The organism is Clostridioides sp. ES-S-0048-02, from assembly GCF_020658495.1.
In the GTDB taxonomy this organism is placed as follows: Bacteria; Bacillota; Clostridia; order Peptostreptococcales; family Peptostreptococcaceae; genus Clostridioides.
In genome coordinates this window covers 1-17031 of record NZ_JACVWH010000015.1, presented here as the reverse complement: position 1 = coordinate 17031, position 17031 = coordinate 1, and the positions used below count along the sequence as shown (strand labels likewise).

Annotated in this window: 15 protein-coding genes and 1 riboswitch; of the genes, 11 read left to right on the top strand and 4 right to left on the bottom strand. The window is 28.6% G+C overall.

Features of this window, described 5'->3' with window-relative positions; all coding sequences use genetic code 11:
- Positions 1 to 111: 111 nt before the first annotated feature.
- Positions 112 to 2100: a sensor domain-containing diguanylate cyclase gene (locus IC173_RS15810; RefSeq protein ID WP_227855840.1), complete on the top strand. Its 1989-nt coding sequence runs from the start codon at positions 112 to 114 to the stop codon at positions 2098 to 2100.
- A 342-nt stretch (positions 2101 to 2442) separates the two neighbouring features.
- Here the strand turns inward: IC173_RS15810 and IC173_RS15805 are convergent, their stop codons facing one another.
- Together IC173_RS15805 and IC173_RS15800 are read right to left on the bottom strand one after the other, a co-directional pair.
- Positions 2443 to 3603 carry a sensor histidine kinase gene (locus IC173_RS15805; protein WP_227483345.1) on the bottom strand — a complete coding sequence of 387 codons (1161 nt, stop codon included), beginning with the start codon at positions 3601 to 3603 and terminating at the stop codon, positions 2443 to 2445.
- Positions 3591 to 4265 (bottom strand): response regulator transcription factor, encoded by a 675-nt coding sequence (locus IC173_RS15800; RefSeq protein WP_227483344.1) that lies wholly within the window; start codon positions 4263 to 4265, stop codon positions 3591 to 3593. Before IC173_RS15800 ends, IC173_RS15805 begins: the two co-directional genes overlap by 13 nt.
- A gap of 263 nt (positions 4266 to 4528) precedes the next feature.
- On the opposite strand from IC173_RS15800, the gene IC173_RS15795 reads away from it, so the two are divergent.
- Positions 4529 to 5311, top strand: a complete 783-nt coding sequence (locus IC173_RS15795; RefSeq protein ID WP_227435272.1) for an EFR1 family ferrodoxin — start codon at positions 4529 to 4531, stop codon at positions 5309 to 5311.
- A gap of 111 nt (positions 5312 to 5422) precedes the next feature.
- Here the strand turns inward: IC173_RS15795 and IC173_RS15790 are convergent, their stop codons facing one another.
- Complete coding sequence (locus tag IC173_RS15790) at positions 5423 to 6250, bottom strand: carbon-nitrogen hydrolase family protein (RefSeq protein ID WP_227855839.1); 828 nt, start codon at positions 6248 to 6250, stop codon at positions 5423 to 5425.
- A 217-nt stretch (positions 6251 to 6467) separates the two neighbouring features.
- Positions 6468 to 6573: riboswitch (guanidine-I (ykkC/yxkD leader) on the top strand.
- 72 nt (positions 6574 to 6645) lie between these two features.
- On the opposite strand from IC173_RS15790, the gene sugE reads away from it, so the two are divergent.
- On the top strand, positions 6646 to 6966 hold the full coding sequence (sugE, locus tag IC173_RS15785) for a quaternary ammonium compound efflux SMR transporter SugE (protein WP_227435269.1): 321 nt from the start codon (positions 6646 to 6648) through the stop codon (positions 6964 to 6966).
- A gap of 270 nt (positions 6967 to 7236) precedes the next feature.
- On the opposite strand, the gene IC173_RS15780 is transcribed toward sugE, so the two are convergent.
- Positions 7237 to 7917, bottom strand: a complete 681-nt coding sequence (locus IC173_RS15780; protein ID WP_227435267.1) for a phosphoribosylaminoimidazolesuccinocarboxamide synthase — start codon at positions 7915 to 7917, stop codon at positions 7237 to 7239.
- Between the two features lie 407 nt (positions 7918 to 8324).
- On the opposite strand from IC173_RS15780, the gene IC173_RS15775 reads away from it, so the two are divergent.
- The 8 genes from IC173_RS15775 to IC173_RS15740 all read left to right on the top strand — a co-directional run.
- Complete coding sequence (locus tag IC173_RS15775; RefSeq protein ID WP_227435264.1) at positions 8325 to 9377, top strand: galactitol-1-phosphate 5-dehydrogenase; 1053 nt, start codon at positions 8325 to 8327, stop codon at positions 9375 to 9377.
- A gap of 54 nt (positions 9378 to 9431) precedes the next feature.
- Positions 9432 to 9848 carry a PTS sugar transporter subunit IIA gene (locus tag IC173_RS15770; protein ID WP_413927365.1) on the top strand — a complete coding sequence of 139 codons (417 nt, stop codon included), beginning with the start codon at positions 9432 to 9434 and terminating at the stop codon, positions 9846 to 9848.
- A gap of 28 nt (positions 9849 to 9876) precedes the next feature.
- Complete coding sequence (locus IC173_RS15765; RefSeq protein WP_227435260.1) at positions 9877 to 10350, top strand: PTS sugar transporter subunit IIB; 474 nt, start codon at positions 9877 to 9879, stop codon at positions 10348 to 10350.
- Positions 10351 to 10393: 43 nt separating this feature from the next.
- Positions 10394 to 11152, top strand: coding sequence for a PTS sugar transporter subunit IIC (locus IC173_RS15760; protein ID WP_227855838.1), 759 nt, complete (start codon positions 10394 to 10396; stop codon positions 11150 to 11152).
- A gap of 24 nt (positions 11153 to 11176) precedes the next feature.
- A complete protein-coding gene (locus IC173_RS15755; RefSeq protein ID WP_227435256.1) occupies positions 11177 to 12016 on the top strand; it encodes a PTS system mannose/fructose/sorbose family transporter subunit IID in 840 nt (279 codons plus the stop codon).
- 481 nt (positions 12017 to 12497) lie between these two features.
- Positions 12498 to 13145 carry a response regulator transcription factor gene (locus IC173_RS15750; RefSeq protein WP_227435254.1) on the top strand — a complete coding sequence of 216 codons (648 nt, stop codon included), beginning with the start codon at positions 12498 to 12500 and terminating at the stop codon, positions 13143 to 13145.
- Complete coding sequence (locus tag IC173_RS15745) at positions 13138 to 14523, top strand: sensor histidine kinase (protein ID WP_227435252.1); 1386 nt, start codon at positions 13138 to 13140, stop codon at positions 14521 to 14523. Before IC173_RS15750 ends, IC173_RS15745 begins: the two co-directional genes overlap by 8 nt.
- Before the next feature lie 472 nt (positions 14524 to 14995).
- A partial coding sequence (locus IC173_RS15740) for a cell wall-binding repeat-containing protein (protein WP_227855837.1) occupies positions 14996 to 17031 on the top strand: 2036 nt, incomplete at its 3' end.

Sequence of the window (17031 nt, the reverse complement as noted above, 5' to 3'; positions counted from 1 at the left end):
TAGCTTTGAAATCTAAATCTGTTATGGATTATTATTGTGATATAATAATTGTAAACATAAAATTAAACCAGATATTGGGAGGACTATAGAATATTGGGAAGACTATACAATATGAAGATAGTATTCGCAAAATTGCGAATAGGGGCAGTTCCACTTATCTTGAGCATTGCCCTAATTTTGACAGGTATATTGTCAGTTCGTTCTATCAACAACCTTGAGGGAGATGCACGTGTTATCAATTATACAGGTATTATCCGTGGTGCTACACAGAGACTGATAAAAAAAGAACTTGCTCATGTACAGGATGATAGTTTGATTGCACACCTAGATGATATACTAACAGGGCTTTCTAATGGAAGTGCTGAACTTAATTTAATAAGACTTGAAAGTGAAGAGTATCAATCATTATTAATAGAAATGAAAAAGGATTGGTCAGATATTAAGGTAGAAATCATGAGTTATAGAGATGGTAGTTCTGGGGACAAACTGTTTGAGATGAGTGAAGATTACTTTAACTTAGCGGACCAGTTAGTAATGGTTGCAGAGGTATATACTGATAAAATCGTTCAAGATGCTCGAAATTTATTGTTTTATATTAATATAGTGTTTATATTGATGGCAGGGCTATGTACTGTTTTTGCTTTCTGCCAAGATAAACGTCGCAGAAGATTGATTGAAGCTGAAAATGAGAATAAACTAAAGAACGAACAGTTATCAAAAAGGTTGCAAGAATTGCTTGTTCCTATAAATGAAATAACAGAACTAATGTATATATCAGACATTGATACCTATGATTTGCTATTTGTCAATGAAGCTGGAAAGAAAACTTTCAATATCAATGACGAAGAGCATTTGAAGTGTTATAAAGTATTGCAGGGATTTGATTCTCCATGTTCATTCTGTCAGAATTCTATTCTAAAAAAGGATGAAAATTATACTTGGGAACATACAAACCCAATCACTAAACGCCACTACTTATTAAAAGATAGATTAATGGAGTGGGAGGGCCGCACAGCAAGAATGGAAATTGCATTTGATATTACTGAAGCAACTAATGAAAAAATTGAACTAGAGAGCCGTTTGAAGAGAGATAATGTTCTTGTTGAGTGTATTCGAGAACTTTATCGCAATCATGAAACGTTAGATGCTACTAATTATGTATTGGAACAGGTAGGAAATTTGTTTTTAGCTGAACGTGCCTACATTTTCTTATTTCATGGTGATAATCTATCTAATATTGCAGAATGGTGTAAAGAAGGTATAATTCCACAAATTGATAACCTACAGGATTTACCACAGTCAGATTTTGCAATGTGGCTCAATGTGTTTCAAAAGCGAGGCAATGTAGTTATTCATGATATAGAAGACTTAAAATTGACTATGGAGTTTGAATATGAGATTCTTTTACAACAGAAAATTAAGCGTCTGGTCATGGTTCCATTAGAGCGTAATGGAAAATTAGATGGATGTATTGGACTGGATAACCCCCCTATAAACTTAACGGAAAATGCAGCTACATTTCTTGAAACTCTTAGTTATTTTATTATGATTGCAATGCATAGAAATGAAAATGAGGAAGTTCTTTATCGTTTAAGTTACTTAGACACTCTTACTTCTTTTTATAATAGAAACCGTTATATTCACGATATTGATAACCTTGTGGGCGAAAAAAATTCTATTGGCGTAGTATATTTAGATGTAAACGGACTCAAGGAAATCAATGATAATTTGGGACATGATTCTGGTGATGAGTTGCTTAAAGCATGTGCAAAAATCATTCAAAATAGCTTTGAAATAGGTTCCTACTATCGAATTGGTGGTGATGAATTTGTAATTATTTGCATAGATATAAGTGAGAATGAATTCAATGAAAAAGTTCAAAAATTAAGGAATAATTTTATGAATGATGAATGTAAAGCTGCCATTGGTTCAAAATGGGAAGAAAATTGTGAAAATATTCAATTCATTATAAAAACTGCAGACGAACTCATGTATGCTGATAAAAAAGAATTTTATCATAACCATCGTGCAACAGGACGCTATCGACATAATACTTATGTATTAGAAGATTCAGATAGATTGAAAGAAAAAAATATTTAATAAACAGTTTCAAGTTTATCTGTACATAAATTTATACATAAAGAGTAAAGAAGTTATTTAAGCAGAAGCATTAGTATGTTATTTGAATGATGATGGACTGAGTTAATTGACAGATAAATTTATTATTGTATTATAAAAATTAAATTTAATTAGCGAAATAGATTTTTATGTATTTGAAATGTGTTGTGTAAATCTATCTGATTTAAAAAAATCAGATAGATTATATTTATGTTTAAGGTTGCGTCTTTTTATTAGAATGTACGCTATAGGGTATATTTTAATAAAACTTAAAAGTTTATTATGTTTTATACAAGAAAATCTAGATTAAAAATTAAAGTACCTCTAGTCTTTTGTTGAGAACTTTGTTGTAATTTTAGCACCACCAATTGGATTGTTTTCAATAAAAATAGAGCCACCATGTTTCTCACATAATACTTTAGATATATAAAGACCCATACCAAAATTTAAGTTGTTATTATTTAAAGTCTTATCTTTATAAAAAGGTTTTAATGCTGATTTTATAGATTCTTCACTAAATCCCACACCATCATCTTCAATTACGAAAGTAAGGAATTCTTGCTCAAGGTATATAAGTATAGATATTTTATTTTTTGCATATCTAAATGCATTTGATATTATATTTTCAATAACTCTATGAATAATATTTTCATCAAATAATACGTTTATATTATCCACTTTATTTGTAATTTTAAAAGATTTTCCAGCTTGTTTTGATAGAATAGAGATATTGCTATCTAAGTTTTCTACAAAAGCATTTATACTTGATGTAGATTTTGTAATAACTAGCTCTTCTAATCGTTGAGCATTACTCATACTATTTACATAGTATTCAATTCTGTTGATATGTTCAGACATAAGTTGTGCAGTTGATAAAATTTTTTTATCACTAAGTTTTCCTGTTGGCATGTATTTTATTAAATAATCTGAGTATCCCTTTAGAACAGTCAGAGGATTTCTTAAATCATGAGAAAAAGCAGCATTAAGCTGTTTTCTATCGTCTATCATAGTCCACATTTTTATATTATTTTTATTTAGTTGCAACCTCATTTTCTCAAAGGCACTACACAGATTACCTAATTCGTCATTACTCTTATATTCTAAGTAAAAATCTAAGTTATTATTGGATATTTCGTTTGCTCCTTTATTAAGTATTTCAATAGGTATCTTTAATTTTACCTTATAAAAAATTATATCAGCCAATAATAGAAGTCCTATAAAAAATACGAGTGGGAGTATAAGCTGAAGTGTGCTAATTATATTAATCAATACTTTATCAAAATCACTATATTGATTTAAATTATTTTGCACTATGGTTATAGTTTCTGTGTATAAAGGAGTTTGTAAATATTTGTCTTGTATAGAGTGATATATGTAATTAAGTAAAATGTATGAGACTGTTGTAAGTACTGATGCTATAATTAATGAAGATAGAGTGAGAAAGAAAAAAGATTTTTTTAATGACATATTTTTTATTTTATCCATTTGTAACCAGCTCCCCATACTGTTTCTATGTAATTTTCAAGAGTATATCTTGATAATTTAATTCGTATTTTTCTGATATGTTCCATTATAACATCACTATTTCCATTTTTATCATAGCCCCATATTCTATCATAAATTCTCTCTCTATCAAATACTTGACCAGGATTCGTAGAGAGAAGTTCTACGATATCAAATTCTTTTTTTGAAAGTGAAACTTGGTTATTATCAATGGAAATTGACCTTTTTTCATAGTCTATTACTAAATCTTTATAAAAATTGACTTTAGTATGATTTGATTTTCTTTGTTCGCGTCTTAAGTGAGCAGAGACTCTTGCCCCAAGTTCCTCTAAATCAAAAGGTTTTACAATATAATCATCAGCACCAACACGAAAACCATTAATTTTATCATTGTTTTCAATTTTGGCTGTTAAAAATAAGATAGGACATGATATATAGTTTCTAATTCTACTGCAAACTTCAATTCCATCTATTTCAGGCATGTTTATATCAAGTAGAATAATGTCTGGATTTTTAGATATTTTTTCTAGTGCTTCTTTTCCATTTTGAGCAGTATAAACTTCATAATCATTTATTTCAAAATAATCCTTTAATAAAGTGGTGATTCCTTCCTCGTCATCTACAACAAGTATTTTACTGTTCATAAAAATTCTCCTTTCTAAATAAAACTTTTTAAACAACTTCTATTTTAGTATAAAAATCTCAAGAATTTCTCAAATTATTAAATTTACATAAAAATATAATAGTTTTAATGATTAAAATTAGTATATTTTTATATACTAAATAAATCAAGTGTCTAATTATTGGAAAATTTAAGCATGTAGTTAATAGTCTTTATTTGAGTATTCTAATTTTAATATATAAAGATGAATAATTTTCCAAAAGGGCATCTTGGGAGGAGTATTTTATGAAAGATAAAGTTATTTATTATTTTACATCAACTGGAAATAGCCTAAGTGTAGCAGAGAGTATATCGAATAAAATAAATGCAAATATAATTAGAATATGTGAAACAACTGATGTAGATTGTAATAGTGATATGATAGGATTTGTATTTCCATTATATTTTTGGGAGTTACCTAATCTTGTTTCTAAATTTATATCAAATCTAAATATTAAAAGTGATAAACCATATATTTTTGCTGTAGTAACTTGTGGAGGCATGATAGGTGGAAGTGCGCTTCATGATGTGAATGCTTTATTGAAAGAGAAGGGTCATGGACTAAATCTAGGTTCAAGGATACAGATGGTTTCTAATTACATTTGTGAGTTTAAAATAAAAGATGATAAAAAAATTGATAATTTACTTAGAAAAGCAGAAATCAAGGTTAATGAAGTGTCAGAAGATATTGTAAATAAGAAAAGTAATAAAATTGGCAAAACAAATTTTATATACAAGAAGTTTTATAAAAAATATATTTCATCTTGTGCAAATCAAGATAGCCATTTTTCAGTTGAAGATACCTGTATAGAATGTGGTATTTGTTCAAAAGTATGTTCTGTAAATAATATAGACGTTGAAAAGGGGAGACCGAAGTTTTTACACAATTGTGAACATTGTTTAGCATGTGTACATTGGTGTCCTAAGCAAGCGATTCAATGGAAAGATGTAACTAAAAATAAAAAGAGATACCATAATCCAAATATAAAGTTGGAAGATATGATAAGTGAGAAAAGTAAAGATATTTAATAAAAAATGACTACTATTAATCAATTAGTAACTAAGAGTAGTTGGGATAATTACCATAATAAAAACCCCATAAATATTTTAAATAATTAATTTAGGGGGTTTTATAATTTTTTATTTTAAAATATTAAGTTCATATAAGTCTGTTCTTCTATGTTTAAGTAATGGTAATTGTTGTCTTATGTTAGGAATTAAATCTCTATCAATATCAGCATAGATAATGCATTCCTTTTCATCAGCCTGAGCTATAATTTTTCCCCAAGGGTCTGAAATTCTTGAATTACCAAAAGCTATGTAAGAAGCATCTTTATTTCGAGCAGGTGCAGCACCAACATAAAATATCTGATTATCTAAAGCACGCATTCTGATAGATAATTCCCAATGTGCAGGTCCAGTTGTCATATTGAATGCTGCTGGCAAGATAACGATTTCTGCACCTTCAAGAGCCATTAAACGTGATAATTCAGGGAAACGAATATCATAGCAAATAGCAATACCCATCTTTCCATATTCAGTATCTATTATAGTAACATCATTTCCAGCAGTAAGAGTATCAGATTCTTTAAAGCTAACTTTTCCTGTAACTTCAATGTCAAATAAGTGCATTTTGCGATGTTTTCCAATTAAAGTTCCATTTTTATCAAATACATAACAAGTATTATATATTTTGCTATCTTCTAACTCTGGAATACTACCAGAAATTAGATAAATACCATGTTTTTCGGCTAGTTTACTCAATGTATTTGTTGTTTCACCTGGATATTCTTCTGCAAATTTAGGAAAGTATTTATTTTCATATGGACAATTAAACATTTCCGGTAAAACCACAATTTTAGCCCCATTATTGGCAGCTTCTGTTACCATTTCTACAGCATGATTAATATTTTCAATCTTGTTTTCTGTAGTAATCATCTGACACACTGCAATTTTGTAGGAATTCATAAAAATTACTCCTTTCGATATTTTTATGTTATTATAACATATTAAATAAAAATTAGATATAAATACAAAATATGTAAGTTGAATATGTTATATAACCAAAGAGTACAAATTACTATAGATATATATTTTAATTTATACTCTTATAATTTATATCATATCAATATATTGACTTTTTTTACCTATGTTGATAGTATTATTTTAAAGACAATAAAATAATACTAGAGTTTTATAGGGTTCCGCAATTATTAATGATTGGTCTGGTCCAAGATAAAACCCACAACATAATTTTGTTGTGAACACGGAAGGATAAAAACCTGGGAGATATTTTATAATATTTCTCAGGTTATTTTATTGCTAAAAAAGAGATATATTATTTGAAAAGAGGGATGATTTATATGAAATGGTTATTTTTATTTATTGCAGGACTATTTGAAGTTTTTTGGGCATTTCAATTAAAAAATTCACATGGATTTTCTAAGTTGACTCCAAGTATACTTACTGTTGTTGGGATGATTGTTAGTTTTTATTTTTTATCATTGGCGCTTAAACATCTTCCGCTTGGAACGTCATATGCCATATGGACTGGAATTGGTACAGTTGGAACTGCTATTGTAGGAATTGCTCTTTTAAATGAACCAGTTAATATGGCTAGAATTTTATGTATAGGTCTTATTGTAGTGGGGATTGTAGGATTGAAATTATTATCTAGTAACTAATAAGTATGAATTAGGATAAATAGTAGGAGGTGATAGTTATAGAATATAGAAGCTAATTTATAGAAATTAAGTGCATCAGCAGAATAAAAGATGCTATAAAGTTAGAAATTATAAAATGTTGTAATAATACAATAAAAAAGCTATGAAATTAGAACTTATAAAATGTTTTAAAGTAATTGATATTTTATAGAATTTCTGATTCATAGCTTGTTATTATTTATACGTTTATTAGATTTGTATTTGAAAATTATATGTATATATTCTGTATAATTATTTTGCTAATAATAAAGCAGTTAAATCCATAGGGTCAACTATTACACCATCTTTATAAACACGCATATTTCCAGATGCTATCTCATCTATTAATATTACTTCATTATTGTAGAATCCAAATTCAAACTTAATATCATAAAGTTCAAGTCCTTTTTCAGCTATAGTATCACGAACTATGTTAGAAATTTTTTGAGTCATACTCTTCATTGAATCAAATTGAGCTTGAGTCATAATATTTAAAGCTTCTAAACCTTCAGATGTTATAAGTGGGTCACAACGGTCATCATCTTTTAAAGTTGCTTCTACATAACAGTCTAACTTAGCTCCTTCTTCAACACATGAACCATAACGACGTAAGAAACTACCAACAGCTCTATAACGACAAATAACTTCTAATCCATTACCAAAAACTTTTGCTGGTAACACTTCCATAGTTGCATCTTCTAAATTAGCACTTACATAATGAGTTTTAATTCCAGCATTGTTTAGAATTTCAAAGAACTTAACAGATGTTTCTAAATTAGCCTTACCAATTCCATCTATGCTTAGCCCTACAGTATTTTCACCTGGATCGAATACACCATCTTTGCCAGTTACATCATCCTTAAATTTAAGTAAGAAATTTCCATTATCTAATTCAAAAACATCTTTAGTCTTTCCTTGATACACTTTTTTCATAAACAACCTCCAAAATATTAAATTATTATATTGAATAAGGCATTAGTGTCAAAAAAGTTCTGGTATTCGTATAAAAATTTATATTGATGCCTTATATTTAATATTATATCACAAAAATAGAGAATTTTTCCGAACATTTTTATAAAAATAATAAAAAAAGTACATTTTATGAAAAATTTTAGAAAAGTACTCAGAAAGAAAGTGAGTGTCATTTGTATTAACACACATAAGTTTTTGTAGGAAAATTTTTTGACACACTTTGACACACTTTGACACACATATAATAACAGTGCGATAAATGGCATGAAAACTATATTTACAAATGTTGGCATAAAAATTGCTCTATATATTTTACATAAAAAAGATGAGTATATATCTAAATAAAATAAACAATAGAGGTGGTTAATATGAAGTCAGTTAAGTTCTATGGTGTAAGAGATACAAGAGTAGAGAATGCAGATATACCTAAAATATTAGAAAAAGATGATGTAATAGTTAAAGTAAAAGTTGCTGGTATATGTGGCTCTGATATATCAAAATACTCAAAGACAGGCCCTCATATGGTGGGAGAAATCTTAGGACATGAATTTTCAGGAGAAGTAGCAGAAGTTGGTACAGAAGTAAAAGATTTTAAAATAGGAGATAGAGTTGCTGTTTGTCCAGCTATGCCATGTTTTGAATGTGATGAATGTAAAAAAGGGTTGTATTCAAGATGTAATAATGTAGCAATAATAGGCAATAAAGAGCTTGGAGGATGTTTTGCTGAATATACAAAGGTAAAGGAAAGAAATTTGATAAAAATACCAGAAGAAATAAGTTATGAAACGGCTGCTGCTTTAGAACCAGTGTGTATAGCAGGGCATGGACTTTTTAGGTCAGAAACTAAGGTAGGAGATACTGTTGTAGTACTTGGAACAGGACCAATAGGCTTATTTTCGATACAATGGGCAAAAATATTTGGTTCTACAAAAATAGTGGCTATAGATGTATTTGATGAGAAATTAGAATTAGCGAAGGAATTAGGAGCAGATATTTGTATAAATGCAAAAGAAAAAAATATTGTAGAAGAGATAAAAAAATTAACTAATGGAGCTGGAGCAGACATTGTTATTGAATCAGCAGGAACTCCAATGACATGTGGTCAGGTATTATTATTAGCCAAAAAAGGTGGGACAGTACTGTATGCAGGAGTACCATATGGAGATGTAGCTTTAAGCAGAGAACAATTTGAGAAGATAGTGAGAAGTGAGCTAACTGTGAAAGGAACTTGGTTTGGAAATTCATTTCCATTTCCAGGAAAAGAATGGAGTGCTGGCTTGTATCATATGCAAAAAGGTGACATGAATGTTGAGAAATTGGTGACACACAGAATAAATTTAGATGAAGTGCCAGATTATTTTGAAAAAATATACAAAAGAGACATTTTCTTTGGTAAGATAATGATTAATGTGGCTAATTAAGGTAGAGCAATAAAGATAGTAATTTATAATGTATATAAAAAAGTTAAGAGAGGTATGATTCATATGGCAGGAATAATTATAGCTGCACATGGGAATATGGCTAAAGCAATGTTAGAAAGTGCTGAATTAATAGTAGGGAAACAAGAAAAAGTAGAAACTTTAGGATTAAACCATGGTGACAGTATAGATGAGTTTAGTAGAAAATTAGAAAATGGAATTGAAAAATATAAAGATGAAGGTATTTTAGTATTACTTGATTTTTATGGAGGAACTCCTTTCAATACATCTGCTGTTATAATAAATAAATTTGCTAAGGAATGTGAATTAGAATGTTTAACAGGTGTAAATTTGCCTATGCTTTTAGAGCTGTTTTTAAACAGAGATACTATGAAGTTAAAAGATTTAAAAAATTTATGTGAAGAAGTTGGAGTTTTAGGAATTAAAGATGTAAAAGCAGCTTTAAATATATAAAATAAATTAAAATTTTGGAGGAATTATTATGAGAAATATAGCATTAACAAGAATTGATGATAGATTAATACATGGGCAAGTTATAACTGCTTGGTGTAAGATTACATCAGCAAAGAGGATAGTAATAGTAGATGATTTAGTTGTAAAAGACCCTTTTATAGTTCAAGTCTTACAAATGGCAGCACCCTCAACTGTTAAGGTTGAAGTGCATGATATAGAATCAGGTGCTGAAGTTTTAAAATCATATGATGGAGATGAAAATTTAATAGTATTAGTTAAATATCCTAAAACTGTTTTAGGTCTAGTAAATAATGGAGTAGATTTAAAAGAATTAAATGTTGGGGGTATGGGAGCTGGTCTTGGAAGAAAAAGTTTTTATAAGAATATATCAGTATCAGATGAAGAGAAAGAAATATTTAGGGAATTAATATCAAAGAATGTTAAGTGTTTTATACAAATAGTTCCAGATGCAAAGAAAATTGATGTAGGAACATTGTTGTAAGACCTATTTTGTAAATATTTAAAATTAAATAAGGAGGAAGAACATGCAAATTTCACTAATTCAAGCAGTTTTAATAGCAATTTTTTATTATCTTTCTTGGAGTCCATGGCTAACTTATGTTGGATTTTTTACATGGAATAGACCTTTATTAGCTGGATTTGTAACAGGAATTATACTAGGAGACCCAGTTCAAGGAGCAATTATAGGTGCAGGTATAAATATGATATCTTTAGGATTCATATCAGCAGGAGGGGCTCAAATGGGAGACCCAGCTTTTGCAGGATATGTGGGGACTGCTTTAGCTATAGCATCTAATTTGGATGTAAGTACTGCAATGGCAATAGCTGTTCCATTAGGTACTGTTGCAACTGTACTTTGGATAGGTAAAATGACAGTCAATTCTTTTTTTGCACACTGGGCAGATAGAGAGGTTCAAAAAGGAAATATAGATAAAGTAGCATTTATAAATATAGTTCCACCTCAGATACTATTGTTTGTAATGAGTTTTATACCAGCATTATTAGTTGTTTATTTTGGGCCAAATGCAATAGATGGAATGTTAGAAGTAATGAATGATAATGTGTTACATGTATTCAATGTAATTGGAGCTATGTTACCAGCGTTAGGAATTGCTATGAACTTAAAATTAATTGGAAATAAGTTTACTATGCCATTTTTCATATTAGGTATATTAATGGCTGTTTATTTTAAAGTAGATATAATAGTAATATCTGTTATTGGAGTAATACTTGCTCTTACAATTACTTCAATTAAATATGGAAAAGATGGTGCGACATCTTAAATATATAAGAAAGGGGAAAAAATTATGTCAGATACAAAAAGTGAAGTAGCTAAGAAAACGTTAAGCAAAAAAGATGTGATAAAGTCATGGCTAAGATGGTTTTTCTTTGCACAATCTAACTACAATTATGAAAGATTACAATCAACAGCATTTTCACATTCAATGTTACCAGTACTTAAGAAGTTATATCCAGATAAAGAAGAGTTAAAGCAAGAAGTAGAAACTCACTTGGCATTTTTTAATACAGAGCCTATATGTGGATGTGTTATACATGGAATAACAATAGCTATGGAAGAAGAAAAAGCTAATGGTGCAGATGAAATAAGTGGTGATGGTATGAATGCCATAAAGACAGGTTTAATGGGACCATTGGCAGGTATTGGAGATACTTTAACTCAAGGAGTTATAACACCTATAGTATTAGCTGTTTGTATTGGTTTAACTGAGGGAGGAGCATCAATTGCAGGACCGATATTATTTGTATTGGCTCAATATATAATAATGACCTCAATTTCATTTGGAATGTGGACAAATGGATACAAGTATGGTAAAAAAGCTGTTGAAAGTATACTTCAGGGTGGAATAGTAAATAAAGTTATAGAAGGTGCTTCGATACTAGGGACTTTAGTTATGGGCGGACTAGTAGGTAGATTTATTAATTTATCTACACCAATAAGTTATACTAGTGGAGATTTTAAATTTAGTCTTCAGACAGATTTACTTGATAAGATATTTCCAGGGTTAATTCCTTTGGTACTTACTTTATTGGTACTCTTTGCTTTAAAGAAAGGTCTTTCTCCAATAAAAATAATGGGTATATTGATAGTGGTAGGTGCTATTACAGGTATATTAGGATTATTTTAAATAAATGCATATGATGTATTGATGAGGATTTTAGATAAATTGGCTATATCTATAAAATACAATAGCAATTAGGGTAAATTAGATTATTAATAGATTAAGATTTAAGCTTTAAGCTTAGATAAGTCGTGTAGAATATATAATTTTGTAAAAGGTATCTCAAAATGATTTTTAAATCATAGGTGAGGTACCTTTTTTATTTATGTATAAAATCTTATGGGATTGGATAAAAATATTAATTTTATATAGAAGAGTTATTTTGTAGGTTTCTGCTTTATATTAATATTTAGAGATTAACAATTATATTTAAAAATTTTGCAGAGTTAACTATGTGTTTAAATTTATAGATTTAGTATTAAAGCTTATCTGTACTCTATTTTATATTGGTATTTAGTAATAATTGTAAACTTCTTGTAACATATATTTTATATAATTGAAACAATGGATATAATATGAAATATAATAAATTTAGGGATGTGAATATATGAATGTATTAATTGCTGATGATGAAGTGAGTATGATTAAGATACTTTGTGCTTATTTTAAAAAAGAAGGCTTCAATGTATTTACTGCAAAAAATGGGGAAGAGGCTTTAGATGTTTTTTATGAAAATAAAATAGATTTAGCAATACTGGATTGGATGATGCCAGTAATTGATGGAATAGAGGTTTGTAAAGAGATAAAGGAAAATAGTAACACAAAGGTACTTATGTTGACAGCTAAAAGTCAAAGCGAAGATGAAATCGAGGCACTCAATATAGGTGCAGATGAATATGTTAAAAAGCCATTTGACCCTAGAGTCTTAATAATAAGGGCTAAGAAATTGGTAAATTATAAAGATACAATTAATATAAGAGATTTAAAAATAGATTTTGAGTCAAATAAAGTTTTTAAAGGTAATGATGAACTACTATTGACTAAAAAAGAATTGGAATTAATACATTGCTTAGTAAATAATAAAGGAATAGTTTTATCTAGGGAAAGACTTTTAGATTTAGTCTGGGGATTGGATTATGATGGAGATTTTAGAACAGTAGATACTCATATAAGAAGACTGAGAACAAAAGTAGGAGAAGATATAATAAAAACTTACAGAGGATTAGGGTATAGTCTGGAGGATTTTGATGACTAAACTAAATAAGAAGTTATCTATAAGTATATCAATAGTAGTTGTAGTTGTTTATATAATATCTATAGCTATAAATAGTATGTTTATTCATAGGTATTATTTACATGAAAAAAGAAATGTATTGAACAACATTGAAAATGAAATAAAACATAAGGATATTAATAAATTAAAGTCAAATATTGAATTAATTGAAGAAAAAAGTAATACAGCCATTGTATATGTAACATTAGATAAAAATTACAAAAATAAAAATAGTATGGATAAAATAAATCAAGATTTGCTAGACGCTTTTTGGAATAAAGGTTTGAGCTTAAATAAATTTTGGATTGAAGGAAGTGTTTTAAAAGATATTGACAATAAAAGTATTAATAAAATATATAATCAGGGAAAAACCAAATATAGTCTACTAGTAAAGTTTATGAAAAAGGATAATTATTTATTTGCTATATCTATACCAATAGAACATTCAGAAGAAACAATTGGTATAGTAAATAGATTTAATATAATAATGGGGATATTTTCAGTAATTATAATAACTATACTTACATTTATACTGTCAAACAGAATTATAAGACCTATGGAAAAGTTAAAGCTTTTATCGAAGGATATATCTGAGTTAAATTTTAGAACTGAGGCTATAAAAACGAATGATGAAATAGAGGAGTTAGCTTATAGCATAAATATAATGAGTGTGAAGCTTGAAAAGGCACACAATGAATTAAATAAAAGAAATGAAAATTTAAAATCTTTTATATCTGATGCATCTCATGAAATGAAAACTCCAATAGCACTTATAAAAGCATATGCTATAGGTATGAAAGATGGTTTGGATGATGGTACTTATACAGATACAATAATTGAACAGGCAGAAAATATGTCTAATACAATAAATACTCTTTTATATTGGGCTAAATATGAGAAAAAAGAAGTTAGTTTGTGTGAAGTAGATTTAAAGGAGAGACTGCTTAAGAATTTAAAAAATTATGAATTATTGATATCTAAGGATAATATAAGTGTTCAATGCGATATAGAAGATAAAAATCTTATAATAAATTCTGATAAAGATAGTATAGATATGGTACTTAATAATTTGATTAGTAATGCAATAAAGTATACTAGTGATAATGAGATAGAGATTAATCTTTTTAGAGATAAGGATAAGATTATTTTATCTATAAAAAATGGAATAGATTATGATAGAGAAGATGATATTGATGATATATGGAAGCCTTTTTATGTCTTAGAGAAGTCAAGAAGTAAAGAACTTTCAGGTACTGGTCTTGGTCTTACAATAGTTAAGACTATACTTGAAGAAAATAATTTTAGATATAAGGTTGAAATTTGTGATGGAAAGATAGAATTTTATATTATCTTTATATAAGCTTTATACTATTTTTATATTGTCTCGTAAAAATACAACAAAATAAAATATAAATATAAAAAATAATTTAAAAAATATCAAATTAATTTGTTTTTCATATGGATAAAATTGGTTATTTAATATATAATCATAATAAGCATAAATAATGAAATTTATTTATAAAACAAGTAGCACTTTTAATTCTAAGGGATACTTAAAGACTAATTTTAAAGAGGTTTTCTAACTATAATGATTTTATAATTAATATATAATTTATTTATTATTTTCTTATATTATAGTTATTATAAAGGAATGCGTAGATTTTCTAATTGATTGAAAAATTAGTAAATTTTAATTTTAAGGTGAGTTTGATTTTTATGTTAATGAATTGTTGTAAAATAGTAGGTTTTATGTAAAAAAAAGTAGCTCTTAGAATTAAAACGGGAACAAAACGAAACAATTAGGTACTACTAATGGACAAGGGGGAAATATAATGAAAATACCAAAGAAGATTGCTGCTATGCTTACAGTTACTATGATAGCTGGAAGTTCTACAGCAGGTATAGTTAGTGCACAAACAGTAGCAACAAATTTAACAGGACAAGAGAGATATGAAACTGCTGTAAAAATAAGCCAAGATGGATGGAAAAATGCTGATGAGGTAGTAATAGTAAATGATTCATCTATAGCAGATGCTCTATCCGCAACACCATTTGCAAAGGCAAAAAATGCTCCTATACTTTTAACAGGTAAAGATAAATTAAATGATAAGACAAAAGCAGAGTTACAAAGACTAAAAGCTAAGAAAGTATATCTAATAGGTGGTACTTCTGTACTAAGTGCAAATATAGAAAAACAAATAAAAGATTTAAAAATATCTTTTGAAAGAATATCTGGTGCAGAGAGATACCAAACATCTTTAGAGTTAGCAAAGAGATTAGATGCAGTAAGTGATGTTAAAAAAATAGCTGTAGTTAATGGTGAAAAAGGGCTTGCAGATGCAGTAAGTGTGGGTGCTCCAGCTGCGCAAAATAATATGCCAGTAATACTTGCTGACTCTAAAAATGGAACAGCAGTTGCAGATAAATTTATAAAAGATGCAGGAATAACTCAATCTTATGTAATAGGTGGGGAAAGTTCAGTTTCTGAAGCTGTAAAAAATAAACTACCAAATAGTACAAGATTAGGTGGAACAGATAGAAATGATACAAATGCAAAAGTAGTAAAAGAATTCTATAAAAAGACAGATTTAAAAAATGCATATGTAACTAAAGATGGTATGGCTAAACAAGACCAACTTATAGATGCATTAGCAGTAGGTGTATTAGGAGCTAAAAACCAATCACCAGTAGTTCTAGTTGGAAAGAATTTATCAGCTTCACAAAAATCTTTAGTAAACTCTAAGAGTTTTGACAAAATAACTAAAGTTGGTGGAAATGGCAATGAGACAGCATTTAATGAAATGAAATCATTACAAGAAGTAAGCACAGTTGAAGCTAAAACAATTTCTGAGTTAAAATCAGCTGTAGATAAAGCTACTGCTAATGATGTTATAAACTTTAAACCAACTAGTGAAGTTAAAGAAGCATTTACAATACAAACTGATAAAGCAGTAACAGTAAACTTAAATGGTACATATACAAAGGCTGTAACTATCAACATGCCTAATGGGGATGTAAACAACTATGCAAAAGTAGACGATGTAGTTATAGATGATGTTAAAGATGGAACTTTCATTAACTATGGAAAAATAACTAATTTAAAAGTTAATGATAAAAATGGAGCTAAGATAGAAAATAATTCAAAAGGTGAGATTGGTAGTTTAACAGTAGCATCTGGAGCAAGTCAAGTAAAAGTAACTAATGGTGGTAAGATAACTACAGTTACAAATAATTCTAAAGGTACTACTATAGATAATAAGGGTACAATAAGTACTGTTAAGGGAGATAATTCTCCATCTATAAGTGGAAATAATCCAGGTTCTAACTCATCAGGAGGAAGTTCTTCAAGTGGAGGAGGTTCACATGGAGGAAGTAGTAGTGGAGGAAGTTCTTCTAACCAAAACCAAACAGCAGTAAATAAAGAGGCAGCAAAAATAACAAGTGTAACTGCACCAGCAAAAGATGCAACTAAATTAACAATGCCATCAGTATCAAGTGGATATACTATAGCAATAAAATCATCAAGTAGCGAGAATGTTATAAAAAAAGATGGAACAATAGTACCACAAAATACAGCAACAACAGTGAAACTAGTATTTACAGTAACACATACATCAAGTGGAAAAACAGCAGATACTAAAGAAATAGAGGTAGTAGTACCAGCTAAATCAACAGATGAAGAATTACAAGCAGCAGTAAATAAAGAGGCAGCAAAAATAACAAGTGTAACTGCACCAGCAAAAGATGCAACAACACTAACAATGCCATCAGTATCAAGTGGATATACTATATCAATAAAATCATCAACTAACGAAAATGTTATAAAGAAAGATGGTACAATAGTGCCACCAGATGCAGAAACAAAAGT